The 16,843-nt window shown below is 68.3% G+C and carries 17 protein-coding genes; 5 read left to right on the top strand and 12 right to left on the bottom strand.

Going from position 1 to position 16,843, the window contains the following annotated elements; genetic code table 11:
* Window positions 1–22 precede the first annotated feature (22 nt).
* Window positions 23–925 (top strand): VOC family protein, encoded by a 903-nt coding sequence (locus HHX41_RS19340; RefSeq protein WP_182907096.1) that lies wholly within the window; start codon window positions 23–25, stop codon window positions 923–925.
* A gap of 815 nt (window positions 926–1,740) precedes the next feature.
* Window positions 1,741–2,691 (top strand): MerR family transcriptional regulator, encoded by a 951-nt coding sequence (locus HHX41_RS19335; RefSeq protein ID WP_182907095.1) that lies wholly within the window; start codon window positions 1,741–1,743, stop codon window positions 2,689–2,691.
* On the opposite strand, the gene HHX41_RS19330 is transcribed toward HHX41_RS19335, so the two are convergent.
* The 7 genes from HHX41_RS19330 to msrA form a co-directional block, all read right to left on the bottom strand.
* The gene (locus tag HHX41_RS19330) at window positions 2,688–3,269 is read right to left on the bottom strand and encodes a hypothetical protein (protein WP_182907094.1); all 582 of its coding nucleotides are present in this window, start codon (window positions 3,267–3,269) and stop codon (window positions 2,688–2,690) included. The genes HHX41_RS19335 and HHX41_RS19330 overlap by 4 nt on opposite strands.
* Before the next feature lie 337 nt (window positions 3,270–3,606).
* Window positions 3,607–4,023, bottom strand: coding sequence for a PIN domain-containing protein (locus tag HHX41_RS19325; protein WP_182907093.1), 417 nt, complete (start codon window positions 4,021–4,023; stop codon window positions 3,607–3,609).
* A complete protein-coding gene (locus HHX41_RS19320; protein ID WP_139579074.1) occupies window positions 4,020–4,226 on the bottom strand; it encodes a hypothetical protein in 207 nt (68 codons plus the stop codon). Before HHX41_RS19320 ends, HHX41_RS19325 begins: the two co-directional genes overlap by 4 nt.
* A 243-nt stretch (window positions 4,227–4,469) precedes the next feature.
* The gene (locus tag HHX41_RS19315; protein ID WP_310742067.1) at window positions 4,470–5,468 is read right to left on the bottom strand and encodes a Fic family protein; all 999 of its coding nucleotides are present in this window, start codon (window positions 5,466–5,468) and stop codon (window positions 4,470–4,472) included.
* Between the two features lie 459 nt (window positions 5,469–5,927).
* Window positions 5,928–6,149 carry a hypothetical protein gene (locus HHX41_RS40725; protein WP_259401126.1) on the bottom strand — a complete coding sequence of 74 codons (222 nt, stop codon included), beginning with the start codon at window positions 6,147–6,149 and terminating at the stop codon, window positions 5,928–5,930.
* Between the two features lie 131 nt (window positions 6,150–6,280).
* The gene (locus HHX41_RS19305) at window positions 6,281–6,751 is read right to left on the bottom strand and encodes a hypothetical protein (protein ID WP_182907091.1); all 471 of its coding nucleotides are present in this window, start codon (window positions 6,749–6,751) and stop codon (window positions 6,281–6,283) included.
* Window positions 6,752–6,935: 184 nt separating this feature from the next.
* Window positions 6,936–7,598, bottom strand: a complete 663-nt coding sequence (gene msrA / locus HHX41_RS19300; protein WP_182907273.1) for a peptide-methionine (S)-S-oxide reductase MsrA — start codon at window positions 7,596–7,598, stop codon at window positions 6,936–6,938.
* 135 nt (window positions 7,599–7,733) lie between these two features.
* Between msrA and rarD the strand changes: the two genes are divergently transcribed.
* Both rarD and HHX41_RS19290 read left to right on the top strand, forming a co-directional pair.
* On the top strand, window positions 7,734–8,639 hold the full coding sequence (gene rarD, locus HHX41_RS19295) for an EamA family transporter RarD (RefSeq protein ID WP_182907090.1): 906 nt from the start codon (window positions 7,734–7,736) through the stop codon (window positions 8,637–8,639).
* 75 nt (window positions 8,640–8,714) lie between these two features.
* A complete protein-coding gene (locus tag HHX41_RS19290) occupies window positions 8,715–9,542 on the top strand; it encodes an LLM class flavin-dependent oxidoreductase (RefSeq protein ID WP_182907089.1) in 828 nt (275 codons plus the stop codon).
* 2 nt (window positions 9,543–9,544) lie between these two features.
* Here HHX41_RS19290 and HHX41_RS19285 read toward each other — a convergent pair whose 3' ends face one another.
* Window positions 9,545–10,018 carry an Rrf2 family transcriptional regulator gene (locus tag HHX41_RS19285; RefSeq protein WP_182907088.1) on the bottom strand — a complete coding sequence of 158 codons (474 nt, stop codon included), beginning with the start codon at window positions 10,016–10,018 and terminating at the stop codon, window positions 9,545–9,547.
* Between the two features lie 77 nt (window positions 10,019–10,095).
* Between HHX41_RS19285 and HHX41_RS19280 the strand changes: the two genes are divergently transcribed.
* Window positions 10,096–10,839 carry an SDR family oxidoreductase gene (locus HHX41_RS19280; protein WP_182907087.1) on the top strand — a complete coding sequence of 248 codons (744 nt, stop codon included), beginning with the start codon at window positions 10,096–10,098 and terminating at the stop codon, window positions 10,837–10,839.
* Between the two features lie 55 nt (window positions 10,840–10,894).
* Here the strand turns inward: HHX41_RS19280 and HHX41_RS19275 are convergent, their stop codons facing one another.
* From HHX41_RS19275 to nuoL, 4 genes are read right to left on the bottom strand one after another with little or no spacing between them, the layout of a single operon-like run.
* The gene (locus tag HHX41_RS19275) at window positions 10,895–11,890 is read right to left on the bottom strand and encodes a polyprenyl synthetase family protein (protein ID WP_182907086.1); all 996 of its coding nucleotides are present in this window, start codon (window positions 11,888–11,890) and stop codon (window positions 10,895–10,897) included.
* An 11-nt stretch (window positions 11,891–11,901) separates the two neighbouring features.
* Entirely contained in the window at window positions 11,902–13,455 is a 1,554-nt protein-coding gene (nuoN, locus tag HHX41_RS19270; RefSeq protein ID WP_182907085.1) for an NADH-quinone oxidoreductase subunit NuoN, read from the bottom strand.
* Window positions 13,455–14,960 carry an NADH-quinone oxidoreductase subunit M gene (locus tag HHX41_RS19265; RefSeq protein WP_182907084.1) on the bottom strand — a complete coding sequence of 502 codons (1,506 nt, stop codon included), beginning with the start codon at window positions 14,958–14,960 and terminating at the stop codon, window positions 13,455–13,457. The genes nuoN and HHX41_RS19265 overlap by 1 nt, the downstream gene beginning before the upstream one ends.
* Window positions 14,960–16,801 carry an NADH-quinone oxidoreductase subunit L gene (gene nuoL / locus HHX41_RS19260; protein WP_169980988.1) on the bottom strand — a complete coding sequence of 614 codons (1,842 nt, stop codon included), beginning with the start codon at window positions 16,799–16,801 and terminating at the stop codon, window positions 14,960–14,962. Before nuoL ends, HHX41_RS19265 begins: the two co-directional genes overlap by 1 nt.
* Window positions 16,802–16,843 lie beyond the last annotated feature (42 nt).

Here is a 16,843-nt window from a genome sequence, read left to right as displayed (position 1 = left end):
CACGGGTGTATACAAGACGAACATGACAGCGGATACCTTTACGGATTCGACAGCATTCCTCGTCTCCAGGGGCGCCGCCGGGATCTCTCACCCCGGCGGCACGCTTTTGGAGCACCTGCACCGCGTCACTGCCCAACTCATGGGCTGGGGCGCCCCCGAAGAGGTGCAGCTCGCCGGCCTGTGTCACGCGACCTACGGCACAGACGGCTTCGACCACCGGCTCCTCGACCTCGCCAATCGGGCCGCGCTGGTCGAGGTGATCGGGGCACCAGCCGAGGCACTGGTATATCTCTACGCCTCCTGCGACCGCGCGGCCACCTATCCCGCCCTGCGCTTCGTGGACCGCTTTACGGGCCGGCCGGTCGCCCCCTCCGACACCGAGCTCCGGGCCTTCACCCTGATCACGGCCGCGAACGAGATCGACGTCGCCCGGCACAACGCAGACATCCGCGCGAAACACGGGGCCGAGCTGCATGCGTTCTTCGCCCGTAACCGGCACCTCCTACCGCCGGTCGCCTGGGAGGCAGTCAAGGAGACCTTCGCCGTCCGTATCGCGAGCCTCGATCACCTGGTTTTGACGGTGGCCGACATCCCTCGGACGATCGACTTTTATCGGGACGCCCTCGGATTGGAGCCGGTGACCTTCGGAGACGGCCGCCACGCGCTCACCTTCGGCTCAAGCAAGATCAACCTGCATCAGGCCGGGCACGAAATCCCGCCGCACGCCCTCCACCCCGTGCCGGGCAGCGCCGACCTCTGCCTGATCACGCGTTCGCCCCTGGATCAGGTGGCCGCCCATCTGACCGCCGCGGGCGTACCCATTGAAGAGGGCCCGGTCTCCAGGACCGGTGCGCTCGGCCCGATCACCAGCCTGTACATCCGGGATCCGGACCACAACCTCATCGAGATCGCCGAATACGACTAACGGAAGAGGTCTCTGGACAGCCGTACCCGCGAAGTGCCGGAAAGGCGGTCCACGCGTCCGAGCTTGAGACGTCAGGATCTACCACGGCGCAGTTCGAGGGCGGGCGAGCGCAGCCATGCTTGGGCGAACGAGGGCTCCTCGGCCGTCTGACGGGCGATCCTGATACATAAGGCGGGCGCACGACCCGGCTCGACGAGGCCGGCGGCCTCCCGCAAGGCGTCGAGCGTCTTGTCGTTCCGCCGGGACGGTGACCGCCTCGTCGGCCCAGCGGGGGCGACTGCCCGGAACGGTCCGCACAACGCGCCCGCCGTTCGCAACCCGCTGAGAGCGGCTGCCCCGGCCCGGAACCTGGGCTCCGGGCCGACGAGTCCTACAGTCAGGCGTCACCGGCGGTCAGGCCGACCGGGCAGCTCACGCCGGTGCCGCCGATCCCGCAGCAGCCGTTTGACACCTTGAACAAATGTTGCTGGTGGGGTCCTTCACCTCAGGCAATAAATACACGAGGACGATCTACGCATCGGTGTTCTTGGAATGCCGTCGGGATGCATGGACGAGCCACACTGCTCGCGCCTCGTCATCGAATGATGTAGCGGACACGACCTCCACTCGTGATCTCGAACTCCGAGATCGACTCGAAGGCGACGATGCCGTTCGACATTCGCTCGCGGAGCGTGGATCTGCGCGCAGAGCTTCAAGACATCGCCATGTATTCGCCAGGGCGTGTCTGAAGAGCTCCTCCCACCTCTCAACGGCATCACCGGTCGTGCTCTCTCACAGGCCCACCGAAAGGGCGGCTGATAAGCCAGGCTGGACGTGTGAAGGACGACGGGCTCTACACGATCGGCCAGGTGGCGCGGCTCGCCGGGGTGCCGGTGCCGACGGTCCGGTACTACTCCGACGAAGGGCTGGTACCTCCAGCTGGCCGGTCGGCCGGCGGCTACCGGCTCTACGATCACGACGCCCTGGACCGGCTGGAACTCGTCCGTACGCTGCGAGATCTCGGCGTCGAGATCGCGACGATCACACGAGTGCTCGCCGACGCGCAGACTCTGAACGAGATCGCCGACGGGCAGATCGCGGCCATGGAGGACCAGATCCAGACCTTGCGGGTACGCCAGGCGGTGTTGCGCTACGTCACCACCCGCCGTACCGGCACGGCCGGAATCGCCCACGTGAACCGGCTCGCCCGGCTACCGGCGGAGCAGCGCCAGCAGCTGGTGGCCGATCTCGTGGCCGAAGCGACTCGCGGGCTCGACATGGAGCCCGCGTTCGCCGCGCACCTGCGCTCGATGCTGCCCGACCTGCCCGACGACCCATCGGTCGAGCAGCTCGACGCGTGGCTGGAGCTGGCGCACCTGGTCGGCGACCCCCACTTCCGGGAGAGCGTACGCGAGGCGTTCGAGCGGCACGCGACGGACCGCTCCTCCGGCGCCGAGCACGGCGACCACGAGAGCTGGGCGCGAGCCGAGCAGGCCACGCTGGACCTCGTCGGCCGCGCCCTGGCGGACGGGATTCCGCCGGTCTCCGCCCTGGCCCGGCCCATCGTGAACGAGCTGGTCGCCGTCTTCGCCCAGGCCCACCGGCGGTCCGACGACGCCGGGTTCCGGCTCTGGCTCGCCGAGCGGATCCGCATCGGGGCCGACCCTCGGGTCTCCCGATACTGGCAACTGCTGACCATGATCAACGGTACGCCCCCGAAACCCGATCCGGTCCCTGCGGCCCGCTGGCTCCTCGCCGCACTCGACCCCCGCGTACCCGACCTCTAGGGAACGGGATGGTGCCGGAGCGCCTGAGCGAACCAGTCGAACGCCGGCGCCAGGCTCGGCGGCGCCGGCCAGCCGTTGATCGTGGACAGCAGGGCGAAGTACCGCTCCGTACGGGGATCATTGGCGATCTCCAGCCGAGTCAGCAGCTTCCGGCGGTACTCGGCACTGTCGAGATGGCCGAATGTCACGGTGTATCCGGCGATCAGCTCGACCAGCACCATTCGCGCCTGCTGCGAACCCGGCTCGACCCCGTCCGTCTGCGCCTGCCGCACCCGTTCCCGGACCAGCTCGGTCACCTCGTGGTGCAGGCCGGTCTGATCCCCGGCCGCCCTCTCGGCCGCCTGATGCTCGGCCATCCTGCGGACCCTGGCCTTGAAGTCGGCATCACGGACCAGCTCGGACAGCTCCGTCCAGGCGCCCAACTGCTCAGGGCTGGGAGCGGCGGGCATCTCAGGCACCACCGTACGCAGCATGGCGACGAAGTCCGGGTTGGCGTCCAGATCACCGAAAGTCTCGTCGATGAAGTCGTTGATGAGGCGCTTGCCATCCTCAGCGGACGGCGTCACGTATCGCGGCATGGAATGCGCTCTCCCGGAGTCGGATCGGATGGGTCGCGGACGGCGGAAACGAGCACGTGCCGCCCACGGCATCGATCCTGGAGTCTCCGGTTACTTGAGACTCAAGTGCCGGTCCAAACAAAGGCTCAGCCCACAACGCGATCAGGTGCCGGGAATCTGGCTGTCCGGGCCGCCGTCGACAAGCTCATGGACCACGTGAGCCCGCTCTCAAACTCCAATGGCCCGCAATTACGAACCATCGGTTCGAAGGGTTACGCCTCGCCGGCGGTGAGGCCGGCTCGCGCCCGTGCCGTTCGATCAACAGATCACTGCTCAGGACCGCGGGGCGGGACGGCGCTCAAAGCTGTTCCGGTAGCAGCATGAACGCACCGGTGTGGTGAGGACGGACGACGGTGAAGTGGCAGCGGTCAAGTGTTGCCACTTCCGTGACGCCGAGTCGCTCAGCAATGGCGATCACAGAGGCGTCAACCGCCCCGAGTGGGAGACTTACGTACGTCTCCACCAGGTCGCTCATACGCTGCAGATCACGTTCTGTGAGATCCACCAAGGTCAGACCTGCTCCAAAGGAGCGCAGAAACGCCGCCTCCGCTTTGCTCCCCTGCCGCTTCTCGACGAGTTGGCATACCTCGGTGACCACGCTCGCGGGGACGAGCAAGGGCCCTGGATGGGTCCGCAGAAGTCGGGCACAGGCCTGATGATGGCGGTCCCGGACGTTCACGGCCGCAACCAACGGACCCGAGTCGATGACGATCACAAAGAGTGATTGTCCTCCGCGCGGAGAATCTCCTCCGAGCGTTCCGCGAAATCCGGCTCCGCTTCGAGCATGCCGATGAACGGCAGGTCGCGTACCACAGGCGGCTCTTCGAGCTGATCGCGGACGAGCCTGAGCAGAGGAGCGACCTTCTCCTCTGGCAGCCGATCAACCAGGTGGTGGAGTTCCTCGCGCATCACGCTCATGTATCGAGTGTAATCAGCGGGACCGCCCCGGACAGCCGCGCGGCGCGGCAGCTGATCGCAACCCACTGAGAGCGGCTGTGCCGGCCCGGGGCAGCCCGGGCTCCGGACCGACTGGTTCCTGCGAGATCAAGCGTCACCCGCGGTCAGGCCGATGGGGCAGGAGACGCCGGTGCCGCCGAGACCGCAGTAGCCGTTTAGTGGAGGCACTATCGGAGTGGGTTCGGCTTCTGATCACCAGACGCGTCACGACCTACGATGCCTCGACTTGAGGTAGTCGTCCACCCACTTCTTGCTGCTACGCCACATGCCGTCATCCCCCTTGACCGCACGGAGCCGTCCCCGTGCGGCGGCCACGCGAAGTGCGTTTTCGGTGACGTCTCGCGTGGCGAGAGCGGGTAGTGGGACAAGCTTGACCGGACCGGCCACCGCCGGCATAACGAAGCGGTACAAATTTGTCGTCACACTGCGTGCGACGAGTTCGCCCAACGGGCCGAACTCGTCATTGTCAGCTCGGCGCATCGCCAGAAGGTACTTGTCGCGATCGCGCTTGTAGATGATCGCGGGCGGATATCCGATTCTGCAGAGTATCAAGTTGAGCACCAGGCGGCCCGTCCGTCCGTTGCCGTCTAGGAACGGGTGTACCTGCTCGAATCGGTTATGGATGCGGGCCAAGCGTTCGGGGAGAGCCTCGTCGGACTCGTCCCGAAGGCCATCAACCGTCTTCACCCAGTCCCGCATCTGGGGATCTACTTCCAGCCATGACGGCGGCTTCATGCCCCCGGGGAACCTGGCGATCTCGTGCTGCCGGAAGTTCCCCGGCCCCTCGGCGGGGGTGGCATGCGGGTGGGGATCTACAGCCCACACGAGCGACATGGCGGTGTGGTGTATCTGACGAACCTCCTGAAGCGTGATGAGATCTCCGTTCTGCCAGTCTCCCGGCTCCAGTGCCTGCCCATACACCCACTTCGCGGCATCGCCGTACCCCCTCACCTCCATGTAGTCCCTGAGCGGCTTCGCACCTACCGCCCGCCCCTCCTCGAGAAGCTTCTCCACCTCCTGCAGGACAAGCGTGTTGCCCTCGATGGCAGTACTGTTGTGGGCCTCCTGATGCCAGATGTCGGACCAGATGTCCTCCGCCTCGGCAGGCGAAGGCAATCCGCCCAGGCGGTCACGGAGCTCTCGAACGGCCTCGTCAAGGCGCTGATACACGGTCGCCCTGGACGGCCTCCCCGGTCCCGACACCGGCGCCTCCCCTGATTTTGTTCGGCTAAGCCGATGTAACTGTACCGAACAAAATGAACTCTGGTTGTTCGCCTGGGCTAAATTAATCGAACCGAACAACTCGCCGTATCAGGCCAAAGGAAAGCCAGACGCCGAAGCGGCCAGGTCTGGTTGACCTCGCCCCGTCATGGCTCCTCCGTCCACGAGGAGCCCTACGAGCCAGCCTGACCATCGCCCGGGTCTCAGCAATTCCGGCTACTTGTCCGTAGAGGTCGTCAGCCCAGCCGGGCACCAGGCGGACGGGTCACCTGCGTTGACACCGGTGCCGCCGATGCCGCAGTAGCCGTTCGGCACCTTGAAGAGGTATTGCTGGTAGTAGCGCTCCGCTTCAGGCAATAAATCGCGCTGGCCTCGCCACACTTGCTCCTGCCCTCGGCGCCGGGACTGGCTGTGTCACAGATCTCGGCGGGTCAGCCGGCCTCAGACATCGGTGTCCTTCGGATGACGGGGCGAGGCATAGACAACCCAAACCGTACGAGCGGTGTCATCGATCACGTAGCGCACGCGCCCGCCACTGGTGACCTCGAACTCCCATTGCTCGAGGTCCTGTCCGTTGTGACGATGAGTCGCGAGGTCGCCACGCAGGCGATGCTGGCGCTCATGATCGGTACGGGAGCGCGGATCGGCGCGCAGCGTCTCCAAGCATCGGCGCGTGTTGGCCAGGGCGTGACGGCATAGTTCCTCCCAGCCTTTCACCGCATCGCTCGTACCGAACCGTACGTCCCATTCGTTGCCAGGAGGCGGGACTGTGACCCGGTCTCCACGCTTCGGACTCATACCGAAACCTCAACCGGTCCGAAGTCTCCGCTCGTCGCCTCACGCGCCTGGGCATAATGTGCGGGGTCGGCCTTGATGCGGGCAGTGGCCTGCCAGCCTGCGATGACTTCCTGCGTAGTGGCGTCGACATCCAGCTCGGCCGCGTCGGAGAGCGCCTCGACCAGTTCAAGAGTGAAGGACCGCACCTCATCAGAGGTGAGGTGACGAACCCAGGGAAAGACCTCAGGCATGGCGATGACCAGCGCGCGGGCGGTCGGATCATGCCTCATGAGAGCGAGGAAGAGACGAGAAGCAGTGGCCAGCGTCTGTTCGCGTCGTTCCTCACGGTCAGCCGCAGTCAGATAGAAGTCCTGGGCATCCCGGTGAGTCACACGTACGCGGCCGAGCCGCGCGGCGCGTTCGGCGACGGCACGGGGATTCCTCGACAGGTCCGAGAAGGTGACGGCGTCGGCATTGCTGATGCTCACGCCACCAGTCTAATTCAGAACACATTCTGATAGCGGTCGAACGTCGCCCGCCTGGCGCGTCATGCCACGAGACGGCTACGCCGCCCAAGCGCACACCTCAAGACCCCCGAACGCATCGAGCCTGACCCCGGCCCGCCGGACCAGCCCGGCCGGCCAAGGGCCAGGATCAGTCAGTTACCGCAGGTCAGGCCTCACCAGTGGTCAGGCCGACGGGACAGGAGACGCCGGTGCCGCCGATGCCGCAGTAGCCGTTGGGCACCTTGAAGAGGTATTGCTGGTGATAATCCTCCGCAAAGTAGAACTCGCCGGCGGGGGCGATTTCGGTGGTGATCTCGCCGTACCCGGCCTTCGTGAGCACCTCTTGGTACGCCTCCCTGGAGGCCGCTGCCGCCTTGGCCTGCTCGGGGCCGTGGGTGTAGATGGCCGATCGATACTGGGTGCCGACGTCGTTGCCCTGGCGCATGCCCTGCGTCGGATCGTGGGCCTCCCAGAACACCTTCAGGAGCTCCTCGTACGACACCTCGGCCGGGTCGAAGACCACCCGGACGGCCTCGGTGTGCCCGGTCAGTCCGGTGCAGACCTCCTCGTACGTAGGGTTCGGCGTGTAGCCGCCCGCGTAGCCCGCGGCGGTCGAGACGACCCCGGGGGTCTGCCAGAACTTGCGCTCGGCACCCCAGAAGCAGCCCAGCCCGAACTCGGCGATCTCCGTGCCCTCGGGGTACGGCGGAGCCAGCGGCGCGCCGAGGACCTGGTGGCGGGTGGCCACCGGCATGACCTCGGCCCGGCCCGGCAGCGCGTCCGCGGGGTCCACCATCGTCGTCTTGTCTGTGCCGAACAGCCAGCCCATCACGTAGCCTTCCTTCCGCTCTGCCAACCCCAACCAGGCACCGGGCGGCCTTGTTCCTCACGTAAGCGCCTCTAAATCTCAAACGTAGAGACCCTTATTTGTGCTGAATCCAGGTAAGCAGCAAAGATGGGGGTCATGCCTGATACGCGCCGTGGTGTCCTGTATGGCGTCACCGCCTACACGATGTGGGGTCTGTTCCCTCTCTACTGGCCCCTGCTCAAGCCGTCCGGCGCCGTGGAGATCCTCGCCCACCGGATGGTCTGGTCTCTGGTCGTGGTGGTCGCGGTCCTCGCCGTACGCCGCCACTGGTCGTGGATCCACACCATGACCCGCCGCCAGTTCCTCCTCCTCGCCCTCGCGGCCCTCACGGTCTCGGTCAACTGGGGCGTCTACATCTACGCCGTCAACGCCGGTCACGTGGTGGAGAGCGCGCTCGGCTACTTCATCAATCCCCTCGTCAGCGTGTTGTTCGGCGTTCTGGTCTTCCGCGAGCGGCTGCGCAGGTGGCAGTGGATCGCCGTAGGGCTGGGCGCGCTCGCGGTCCTCATCCTGACGCTCGACTACGGACGTCTCCCCTGGATCGCCCTCGTGCTCGCCTTCAGCTTCGGCACGTACGGCCTGATCAAGAAGGCGGCGGGGGTGGGCAGCGCGGAGAGCCTGACCATCGAGACGCTCGTGCTGCTGGTGCCGGCCCTGGGCTACCTGCTCGTCCTGCAGGCGGACGGCACGGGGACCTTCGCCAATCACGGTGTCGGCCACGCGCTGCTGCTGGTGACGGCCGGTCTCATCACCGCGGTGCCGCTGATGCTCTTCACGGCCGCCGCGCTGCGGGTTCCGCTCACCGTCATCGGCCTGCTCCAGTACATCGCCCCCGTGCTGCAGTTCCTGTGCGGGGTGCTGATCGCCCACGAGACGATGCCCGCCAGCCGGTGGGCCGGGTTCGTGGTCGTCTGGCTCGCGCTGAGCGTGTTCACCTGGGACAGCATCCGCGCCGCCCGTACGTCCCGGCAGGAACGCACAGCGGCGCTCGAGACCGTCTGATACGCCTCCCGGAGTACGGGGTCCGCCTCCGGCGGGGTGACGACGCCACAGGCCGCAACGGCGAGGATCGGCGGCATGAGCAAGGAATTCCGTTTCGGGATCGTCGCCGGCCTGGCCCCCGACGCCGCCGCGTGGACGGCGACGGCCCGCCAGGCCGAGGGCCTCGGCTACTCGACCCTGCTCGTCCCCGACACGCTGGGGACGCTGCCGCCGCTACTCGCGATGACCGCCGCCGCCACGGTCACGACGACGCTGCGCGTGGGCACGTTCGTGCTCGCCGCGCCCTACCGCAATCCCCCGCAGCTCGCGCACGAGCTCGCCGGGCTCGACTTCCTGTCCGGGGGACGGCTGGAGGTCGGCGTCGGAGCCGGCCGCGCCGCCGCCGAGGAGGAGGCCCGGGCGCTCGGCATGCCGTACGGCACGGCGGGCGAGCGCGTCGCGCTGGTCCGTTCGGTGATCGGCGAGGTGCGGGCGGCCTTCGCCGGGAGCAGGATCACCGTGCAGCGCCAGGGGCCGCCCATCCTCGTGGCGGGGGCCGGTCCCCGCATGCTGGCGCTGGCCGCGCAGGAGGCGGACATCGTCGCGCTCGCCGTACCGGCCGACGCTCCGGAGGAGGGCCTGCGCGGGCCCGCCGGCACGCTGCGGGAGATGGCCGGGGCGAGGTTCGACGACATCGAGCTGAGCATGAACCTGTTCCAGGTGGGCGACGAGTCGCCTCCGTGGATGCCCGGCGGGCTGACAACCCCGGCGCCGGACGCCGCCGCCGTGCTGCGCGGCTCGCCCCGCGAGATGGCCGACACGCTGCTGCGCCGCCGCGACGAGCTGGGCCTCTCCTACATCACCGTCAACGGCTTCTTCGCCGACGCCCTCGCCCCCGTCGTCGAACTCCTCGCGGGCCGTTGACGTCAGCGAGTGGCCGACAGCCGTGACCGGGTGCGAGCGGGCGCCCACTCGGGCAGCTCGGCGAGGATGTCGGCGAGCGTCACCCCGGCGAGGCTGGTCCGCCACGCGCGGTGCGCCTCGCTCATCTTCTCGGCGATGACGCAGATGCGCCGGCAGTCCTCGGGAGGCAGCGCCCCCCGTCCCTGCTGGCGGATCTCGCGGCACTCGTACGGCGATGAGGCGCCGTCGACCGCCTCGACGATCTGCAGCAACGTGATGTCGGAAGCCGCCCGCGCGAGCCGGAACCCACCGCGGGGGCCCGTCATCGCGGCCAGCACACCGGCCTTGACGAGCGCCTGCAACTGCTTGGCCAGGTAGGGCGCGGGAACGTCGTAGTACTCCGCCAGTTGCGCCGCCGACGCGGTGGCTCCCGGCTCCAGCTGCGCCAGCGCTGTGGCGCAGTGCAACACCCACTCGGTGCTCGCAGGCAGCTTCATGTCCGACAGTGTATCGAAGACATTGCAGATCTATTTTGTCCGAGATAGCATCCGTGGCGTCTAGCGAAGGAGAGACCATGAGAATCGCAGTCGCCGGCGCCACCGGGAACATCGGGAAACTCACCGTCGCCGCCCTCGAACGGGACGGGCACGACGTCGTCCGCGTCAGCCGCTCGCTCGGTGTGGACCTCCTGACGGGCGAGGGGCTCGACAAGGCCCTGGACGGCGTCGAGGCGGTCGTCGACGCGATCAGCTCAGCGGCGGCCGACCGGGACGAGTCGGTGGCGTACTTCGGCACGACCACCGCGAACCTGCTCGCCGCCGAGGAGCGGGCGGGCGTCCGCCACCACGTGCTGCTCTCGATCATCGGCATCCACGGTGTGGAGGGCAACGCCCACTACGCCGGCAAGCGCGAGCAGGAGCGCCGGGTCTCCGCCGGTCCGGTGCCGTGGACGATCGTGCCGGTCGCACAGTTCCACGACTTCGCCGAGATGGTGGCGGGGTGGACCGAGCAGGACGGGGTCGCCACGATCGCGCCGCTGCTGGTGCAGCCGATCGCGCCCGCCGACGTGGCCGACGTCCTCGCGGAGGTCGCGGTGGGCGACCCGCAGGGGCGCTACGCCGACGTGGCCGGTCCCGAGCCGCAGGACCTCGTCGACATGGCCAGGCGCACCCTCGCGGCACGCGGCCGTACGGTCAAGCTCGTGCCGACCTGGTCGGGACTGTTCGGGACGGAGATGGCCGGCGACGTGCTGCTGCCCGGAGAAGGCGCCCGCATCGCGCCGACCACCTTCGACGAATGGCTCGCCGCCCAGCGCTAGAGACTCCATGCCACGGCGGCCGAGCAGGACCCCGGCGTCCGGGCGGCCGGTCTGGTCAGCCGGTGCGCTCGACGACGTAGTCGCACAGGGCGACGAGAGCCGTACGAGCGGGGATGTCGGGCAGGCCGGCGAGGGCGGTCTTGGCCCGGCCGATCCAGCGGGTGAGCTCCTCGCGAGCCTGGTCCATGGCCCGGTGGGCCCGCAGCAGCGTCAGCGTCTCCTCGACGTCCTCCTCGGCCACCGGCCCGGACAGCAGGGCGCGCAGCCGCTCGTCCGCGGGGTCGCCGGAGGTCAGGGCGTACAGCACGGGGAGCGTGCGGACGCCCTCGCGCAGGTCGGTGCCCGGGGTCTTGCCCGAGTCGGCCGTGGGCGCGGCCACGTCGATGAGGTCGTCGCCGAGCTGCCAGGCCACGCCGATCGCCTCGCAGGCGTCGGTCAGGCGATCGACCACCTCCGCGGGGGCGCCGGCGAGCATGGCGCCGAAGCGGCCCGAGGTGGCGATCAGGGAGCCGGTCTTGTCGGCCAGCACGCCGATGTAGTGGGCGATCGCGTCGGAGCCCTCGGCGGGCCCGATCGTCTCGCGGATCTGACCGCGCACCAGGCGGGAGAACGTACGCGCCTGGATCCGGATGAGCTCGGCGCCGAGGTCGGCGAGGATCTCGGACGCCTGGGCGAACAGGTAGTCGCCGGTGAGGATGGCCACGGTGTTGTCCCACCGGGCGTTGGCGGACGGGGAGCCCCGGCGCACCGGGGCCTCGTCCATCACGTCGTCGTGGTAGAGCGTGGCCAGGTGGGTCAGCTCGATGACGACGGCCCCGGGCACGATGCCCGGGGCGTCCGGGTTGCCGAACTGGGCGGCCAGCAGCACGAGCATCGCCCGGAACCGCTTGCCGCCCGCCTCGATGAGGTGCCTGGACGCCTGGGTGACGAAGGCGTCCTCGCTCTCGACCGACGAGCGCAGCAGCTTCTCCACCGCAGCGAGCCCGCCTGCGAGGTCGTCGGCCAGCCGCTCGTCTACGAGAGGAATGTCCACAACGGGCGGCGCGGCCATACGGAGATCTCCTATCGGACGAACAGGGACTGTGCTGCCGTGTGCGCGAGGTCCAGCACGGGCTGGGGATAGACCCCGAGAACTACCGTAGCCAATGCCGCGATACCCACGACCGCCGCGGTCGCCCGCGAGGGCAGCACGACGGACGGGCCGTCGGCGGCCGGATCGCTGAAGAACATCAGCACGATCACACGGACGTAGAAGAACGCGGCGACGGCCGAGGCGACCACACCGATGATGACCAGCGGCGTGGCGCCGTTGGCGACGGCCGCCTGGAAGACGGCGTACTTCCCGAAGAACCCGCTGGTCAGCGGGATACCGGCGAAGGCCAGCAGGAAGAACGCGAAGACCCCGGCCAGCAGCGGCGAGCGCTTGCCGAGCCCGGCCCAGCGGGACAGGTGCCACGCCTCGCCGCCCGCGTCGCGCACCATCGTGACGACCGCGAACGCGCCCACCGTGGTGAAGCCGTACGCCACGAGGTAGAACAGCAGGCCGGACAGGGCCGAGGTGTTCTCGGCCTGGGTGTGGCCGGTCGCGATCACGCCGATGAGCAGGAAGCCGCCGTGCGCGATGGAGGAGTAGGCGAGCATCCGCTTGATGTCGGTCTGCGTGATCGCGAGGACCGCGCCCACCACCATCGTGAGAATCGCCACACCGTACAGCACCGGGCGCCAGTCCCAGTCGAGACCGCCGAGACCGACCCAGAACACCCGCAGCAGCGCGCCGAAGGCGGCCACCAGGGTGCCGGAGGCCATCAGCGCGGTGATGGGCGTGGGCGAGCCCTGGTAGACGTCCGGCTTCCAGGCCTGGAACGGCGCCGCGCCGATCTTGAACAGCAGCCCGACGCCGAGCATGGCCGCGCCGATGTAGAGCAGCGTGTCCTGGCCGCCGACCGAGCCGAGCGCCTGGTTGATCTTCACGAGGTCGACCGACCCGGCGAAGCCGTAGAGCAGGGCCGTGCCGTACAGGAAGAAGGCCGAGGAGAACGCGCCGAGCAGGAAGTACTTGACCGCGGCCTCCTGCGACAGCAGGCGGCGACGCCGGGCCAGGCCGCACAGCAGGTACAGCGGCAGCGACATGACCTCGAGGGCGACGAACGCCACGAGCAGGTCGTTGGCCGCCGGGAACAGCAGCATGCCGCCGACCGCGAACAGCAGCAGCGGGTAGACCTCGGTGTGCGTGGCCCGCTCGACCAGCGACTGCTCCTCCTCGGCCGAGCCCGGCACGGCCGCGGCGGAGCCGACGAAGTGCTCCTCGTCCTTGATGAGCAGCACGCTCACGAAGGCGAGGATGAGGATCGTGCCCCAGATGAACAGGGCCGGGCCGTCCACGGCGACGGCGCCCATCGCGGCGGGCTGGGTGGGCACGCCCTTGACCGCCTGCCACACGGCCAGCGCGAACGCGCCGGCCAGCGACAGCAGCGTGAGCGGCAGGTGGATCGCCGAGCGCAGGTAGCGCGGGGCGAACGCCTCCACAAGCACGCCGACGATCGCCGCGCCGAAGACGACGAGCAGCGGCGCCAGCAGGGCGTACTCGATCGTGGGCGCCTCAATGGTGCCGTTCACTACTGGCCCTCCTGAGCAACGGGTACGGCCGGCTGCGGGTCCGTGACCGACACGCTGGACAGCGTGTCCTTCACGGCGGGATTGATCACGTCGAGCAGCGGCTTCGGATAGAAGCCGAACACGAGCAGCAGCGCGACGAGCGGCGCCACCACCCACTTCTCCCGGGCGTTCAGGTCGGGCAGCGACTTGACCGACTCGGCCGTCGGGCCGTTCATCGTCCGCTGGTACATCCACAGGATGTAGATCGCGGCGAGGATGACGCCGACCGTCGCGATCACCGCCGGGACGACGTACCGCTGGTAAGTGCCGGTCAGCACCATGAACTCGCTGACGAACGTGCTGAGACCGGGCAGCGAGAGGCTGGACAGGCCGGCCACCAGGAACGTCCCGGCGAGGATCGGGGCGACCTTCTGCACACCGCCGTAGTCGGCGATGAACTGCGAGCCCCTGCGGTAGATGAGGAAGCCCGCGATCAGGAACAGCGCGCCGGTCGAGAAGCCGTGGTTGACCATGTAGAGCGTGGCGCCCGCGCCCGCGCTCGTGGTCATCGCGAACACGCCCATCGCGATGAAGCCGAAGTGCGACACCGAGGTGTAGGCGATGAGCCGCTTCATGTCGGTCTGCCCGATGGCCACGATCGCGCCGTACACGATGCCGATCACCGACAGCGTGATGACCAGCGGCGTGAAGAACTTCGCGGCGTCGGGGAACAGCTCCAGGCAGAAGCGCAGCATGCCGTACGTGCCGACCTTGTCCAGCACACCGACCAGCAGGACGGCCGCGCCGGCCGGAGCCTGGGCGGCGGCGTCCGGCAGCCAGGTGTGGAACGGCCACAGCGGCGCCTTGATCGCGAAGGCGATGAAGAAGCCGAGGAACAGCCACTTCTGCGTCGTCACGTCCTGGATGGTCCCGACCAGGTCGGTGAACATGAACGTGCCCTTGCCGGCGATCGAGTAGAGCGCGATCACCGCCACCAGCATCAGAAGCCCGCCGAACAGCGAGTACAGCAGGAACTTCACGGCCGCGTACGACCGCTGCGCCCCGCCGTACGACCCGATCATGAAGTACATCGGGATCAGCATGGCTTCGAAGAAGACGTAGAAGAGGAAGACGTCGGTCGCCGCGAAGACGCCGATCATCATGGCCTCGAGCACGAGCAGCAGCGAGAAGTACGTCCGCACCGAGCGCTTGCCGGCCTCGGCGTCGTGCCAGGAGGCGAGCACCACGATCGGCACGAGGATCACCGACAGCAGGATCAGCACCAGGGCGATGCCGTCCACGGCGACGCCGTAGTGGACGCCGAACGCGGGAATCCAGTCGTACGTCTCGGCGAACTGGAACTTGTCGCCGTTCGGGCTGAACTGGACCGCCATGGCGACGGTCAGCGCCAGCACGATCAGCGACACCACGAGGGTGAACTGCTTGGCGAGCTTGTCGTTGCGGACAAGGGTCACGCCCAGCGCGCCGAGCACGGACACGCCCATCAGGGTTGAAAGCCAGGGCATCACAGGTTCCCTACGACGAGCCAGGCACCGGCCAGGAGGGCGGCACCCAGGAATATCGACAGCGCGTACGAGCGGACGAACCCGGTCTGGACCCGGCGCAGGCGCCCGGACGTGCCGCCGATGCCCGCGGCCAGGCCGTTCACGAGGCCGTCGACACCGCGGTTGTCGAAGAACACGGCCAGGCGGGTCAGCCACTGGCCGGGACGCATGAACAGCGCCTCGTTCAGGGCGTCGCCGTACAGGTCACGACGGGCGAAGGTGGTGAGGAACGAACCGCGCGGGGCGACCACGGGCACCTCGGCCCTGCCGTACTTCATCCAGGCGAGGGCCGCGCCGACCGCGACGAGCGCGAGCGTGACCAGACCGGTGAGGCTGAACGGGTGGAACGACGGCATCTCCTCCGGCGCGCCGACGGCCGGCGCGAGGAAGGTCATGAACCGGTTGCCCAGGATCAGGAACGCGCCCAGCCCGATCGCGCCGATCGACAGGATGATCAGCGGCACCGTCATGACGGCGGGCGACTCGTGCGGGTGGGCCGTGGGCTCCCAGCGCTTGGTGCCGAAGAACGTCATGAACACCAGGCGCGACATGTAGAAGCCGGTGATGCCCGCGCCGAGCACGGCCAGCCAGCCGAGGACGGCGTTGTGCTCCATCGCGGTCTCGATGATGCCGTCCTTGGTGAAGTAGCCGGACAGCAGCGGGAACCCGATGATCGCCAGGTAGCCGATGAGGAACGTCACGAACGTCACCGGCATGACCTTGCGCAGCGCGCCGTACTTGCGCATGTCGACCTCGTCGTTCATGGCGTGCATGACCGAGCCCGCGCCGAGGAACATGTCGGCCTTGAAGAAGCCGTGCGTGATCAGGTGCGCGATCGCGAAGGCGTAGCCCGCCGGGCCGATGCCCGCGGCGAGCACCATGTAGCCGATCTGCGACATCGTCGAACCGGCCAGCGCCTTCTTGATGTCGTCCTTGGCCGTACCGATGATCGCACCGGCGAGCAGCGTCGCGACGCCGACGATCGTCACCACGAGCTGCGCGGTCTCGGTGCCCAGGAAGATCGGGCCGGACCGGACGATCAGGTAGACGCCGGCGGTGACCATGGTCGCCGCGTGGATGAGGGCCGAGACCGGGGTCGGGCCCTCCATGGCGTCGAGGAGCCAGGACTGCAGCGGGAGCTGGGCCGACTTGCCGCAGGCGCCGACCAGCAGCAGCAGGCCGATCGCGGTGAGCGTGCCGGAGGACGCCTTGTCGGCGTTCGCCAGGACGCCGTCGAAGGCCAGCGTGTGGAACGTCGCGAAGATCGTGAAGATACCGATCAGCAGGCCGAAGTCGCCGACGCGGTTGACGATGAACGCCTTCTTGGCCGCGGTCGCCGCCGTCGGCTTGTGCTGCCAGAACCCGATCAGCAGGTACGACGCGAGGCCGACGCCCTCCCAGCCGACGAACAGGGCCACGTAGTTGTCGGCCAGCACCAGCAGGAGCATCGCCGCGACGAACAGGTTGAGGTAGGCGAAGAACCGCCGCCTGTTCGGGTCGTGCGCCATGTAGCCGATCGAGTAGATGTGGATCAGTGAGCCCACAAAGGTGATCAGCAGGCAGAACGAGATCGACAGCGGGTCGACCAGCAGGCCCACCTTCGCCAGGCCCGGGATGAAGTCGTACAGCTCGATACCACGGCGGCGCTCGCCGGGGGCGAGGCCGAGGAGCTGTACGAACGACAGCGCCGCCACCACGAAGGACGCGACGGCCATGAGCACGCCCAGCAGATGGCCGAACTTGTCGGTCCTCCGGCCGCCCAGCAGGAGGACCGCCGCTCCCACCAGGGGCAGAGCGATCATGAGCCAGGCTGCTCCGATCGCTCCGCCGGAGTGCTGGATGAT

Origin of the sequence: Microbispora sp. H13382 (assembly GCF_014161445.1) — a bacterium.
Classification (GTDB): domain Bacteria; phylum Actinomycetota; class Actinomycetes; order Streptosporangiales; family Streptosporangiaceae; genus Microbispora.
Note: the sequence above shows the minus strand (reverse complement) of the source record. Positions and strands in the feature narration are given on the sequence as shown.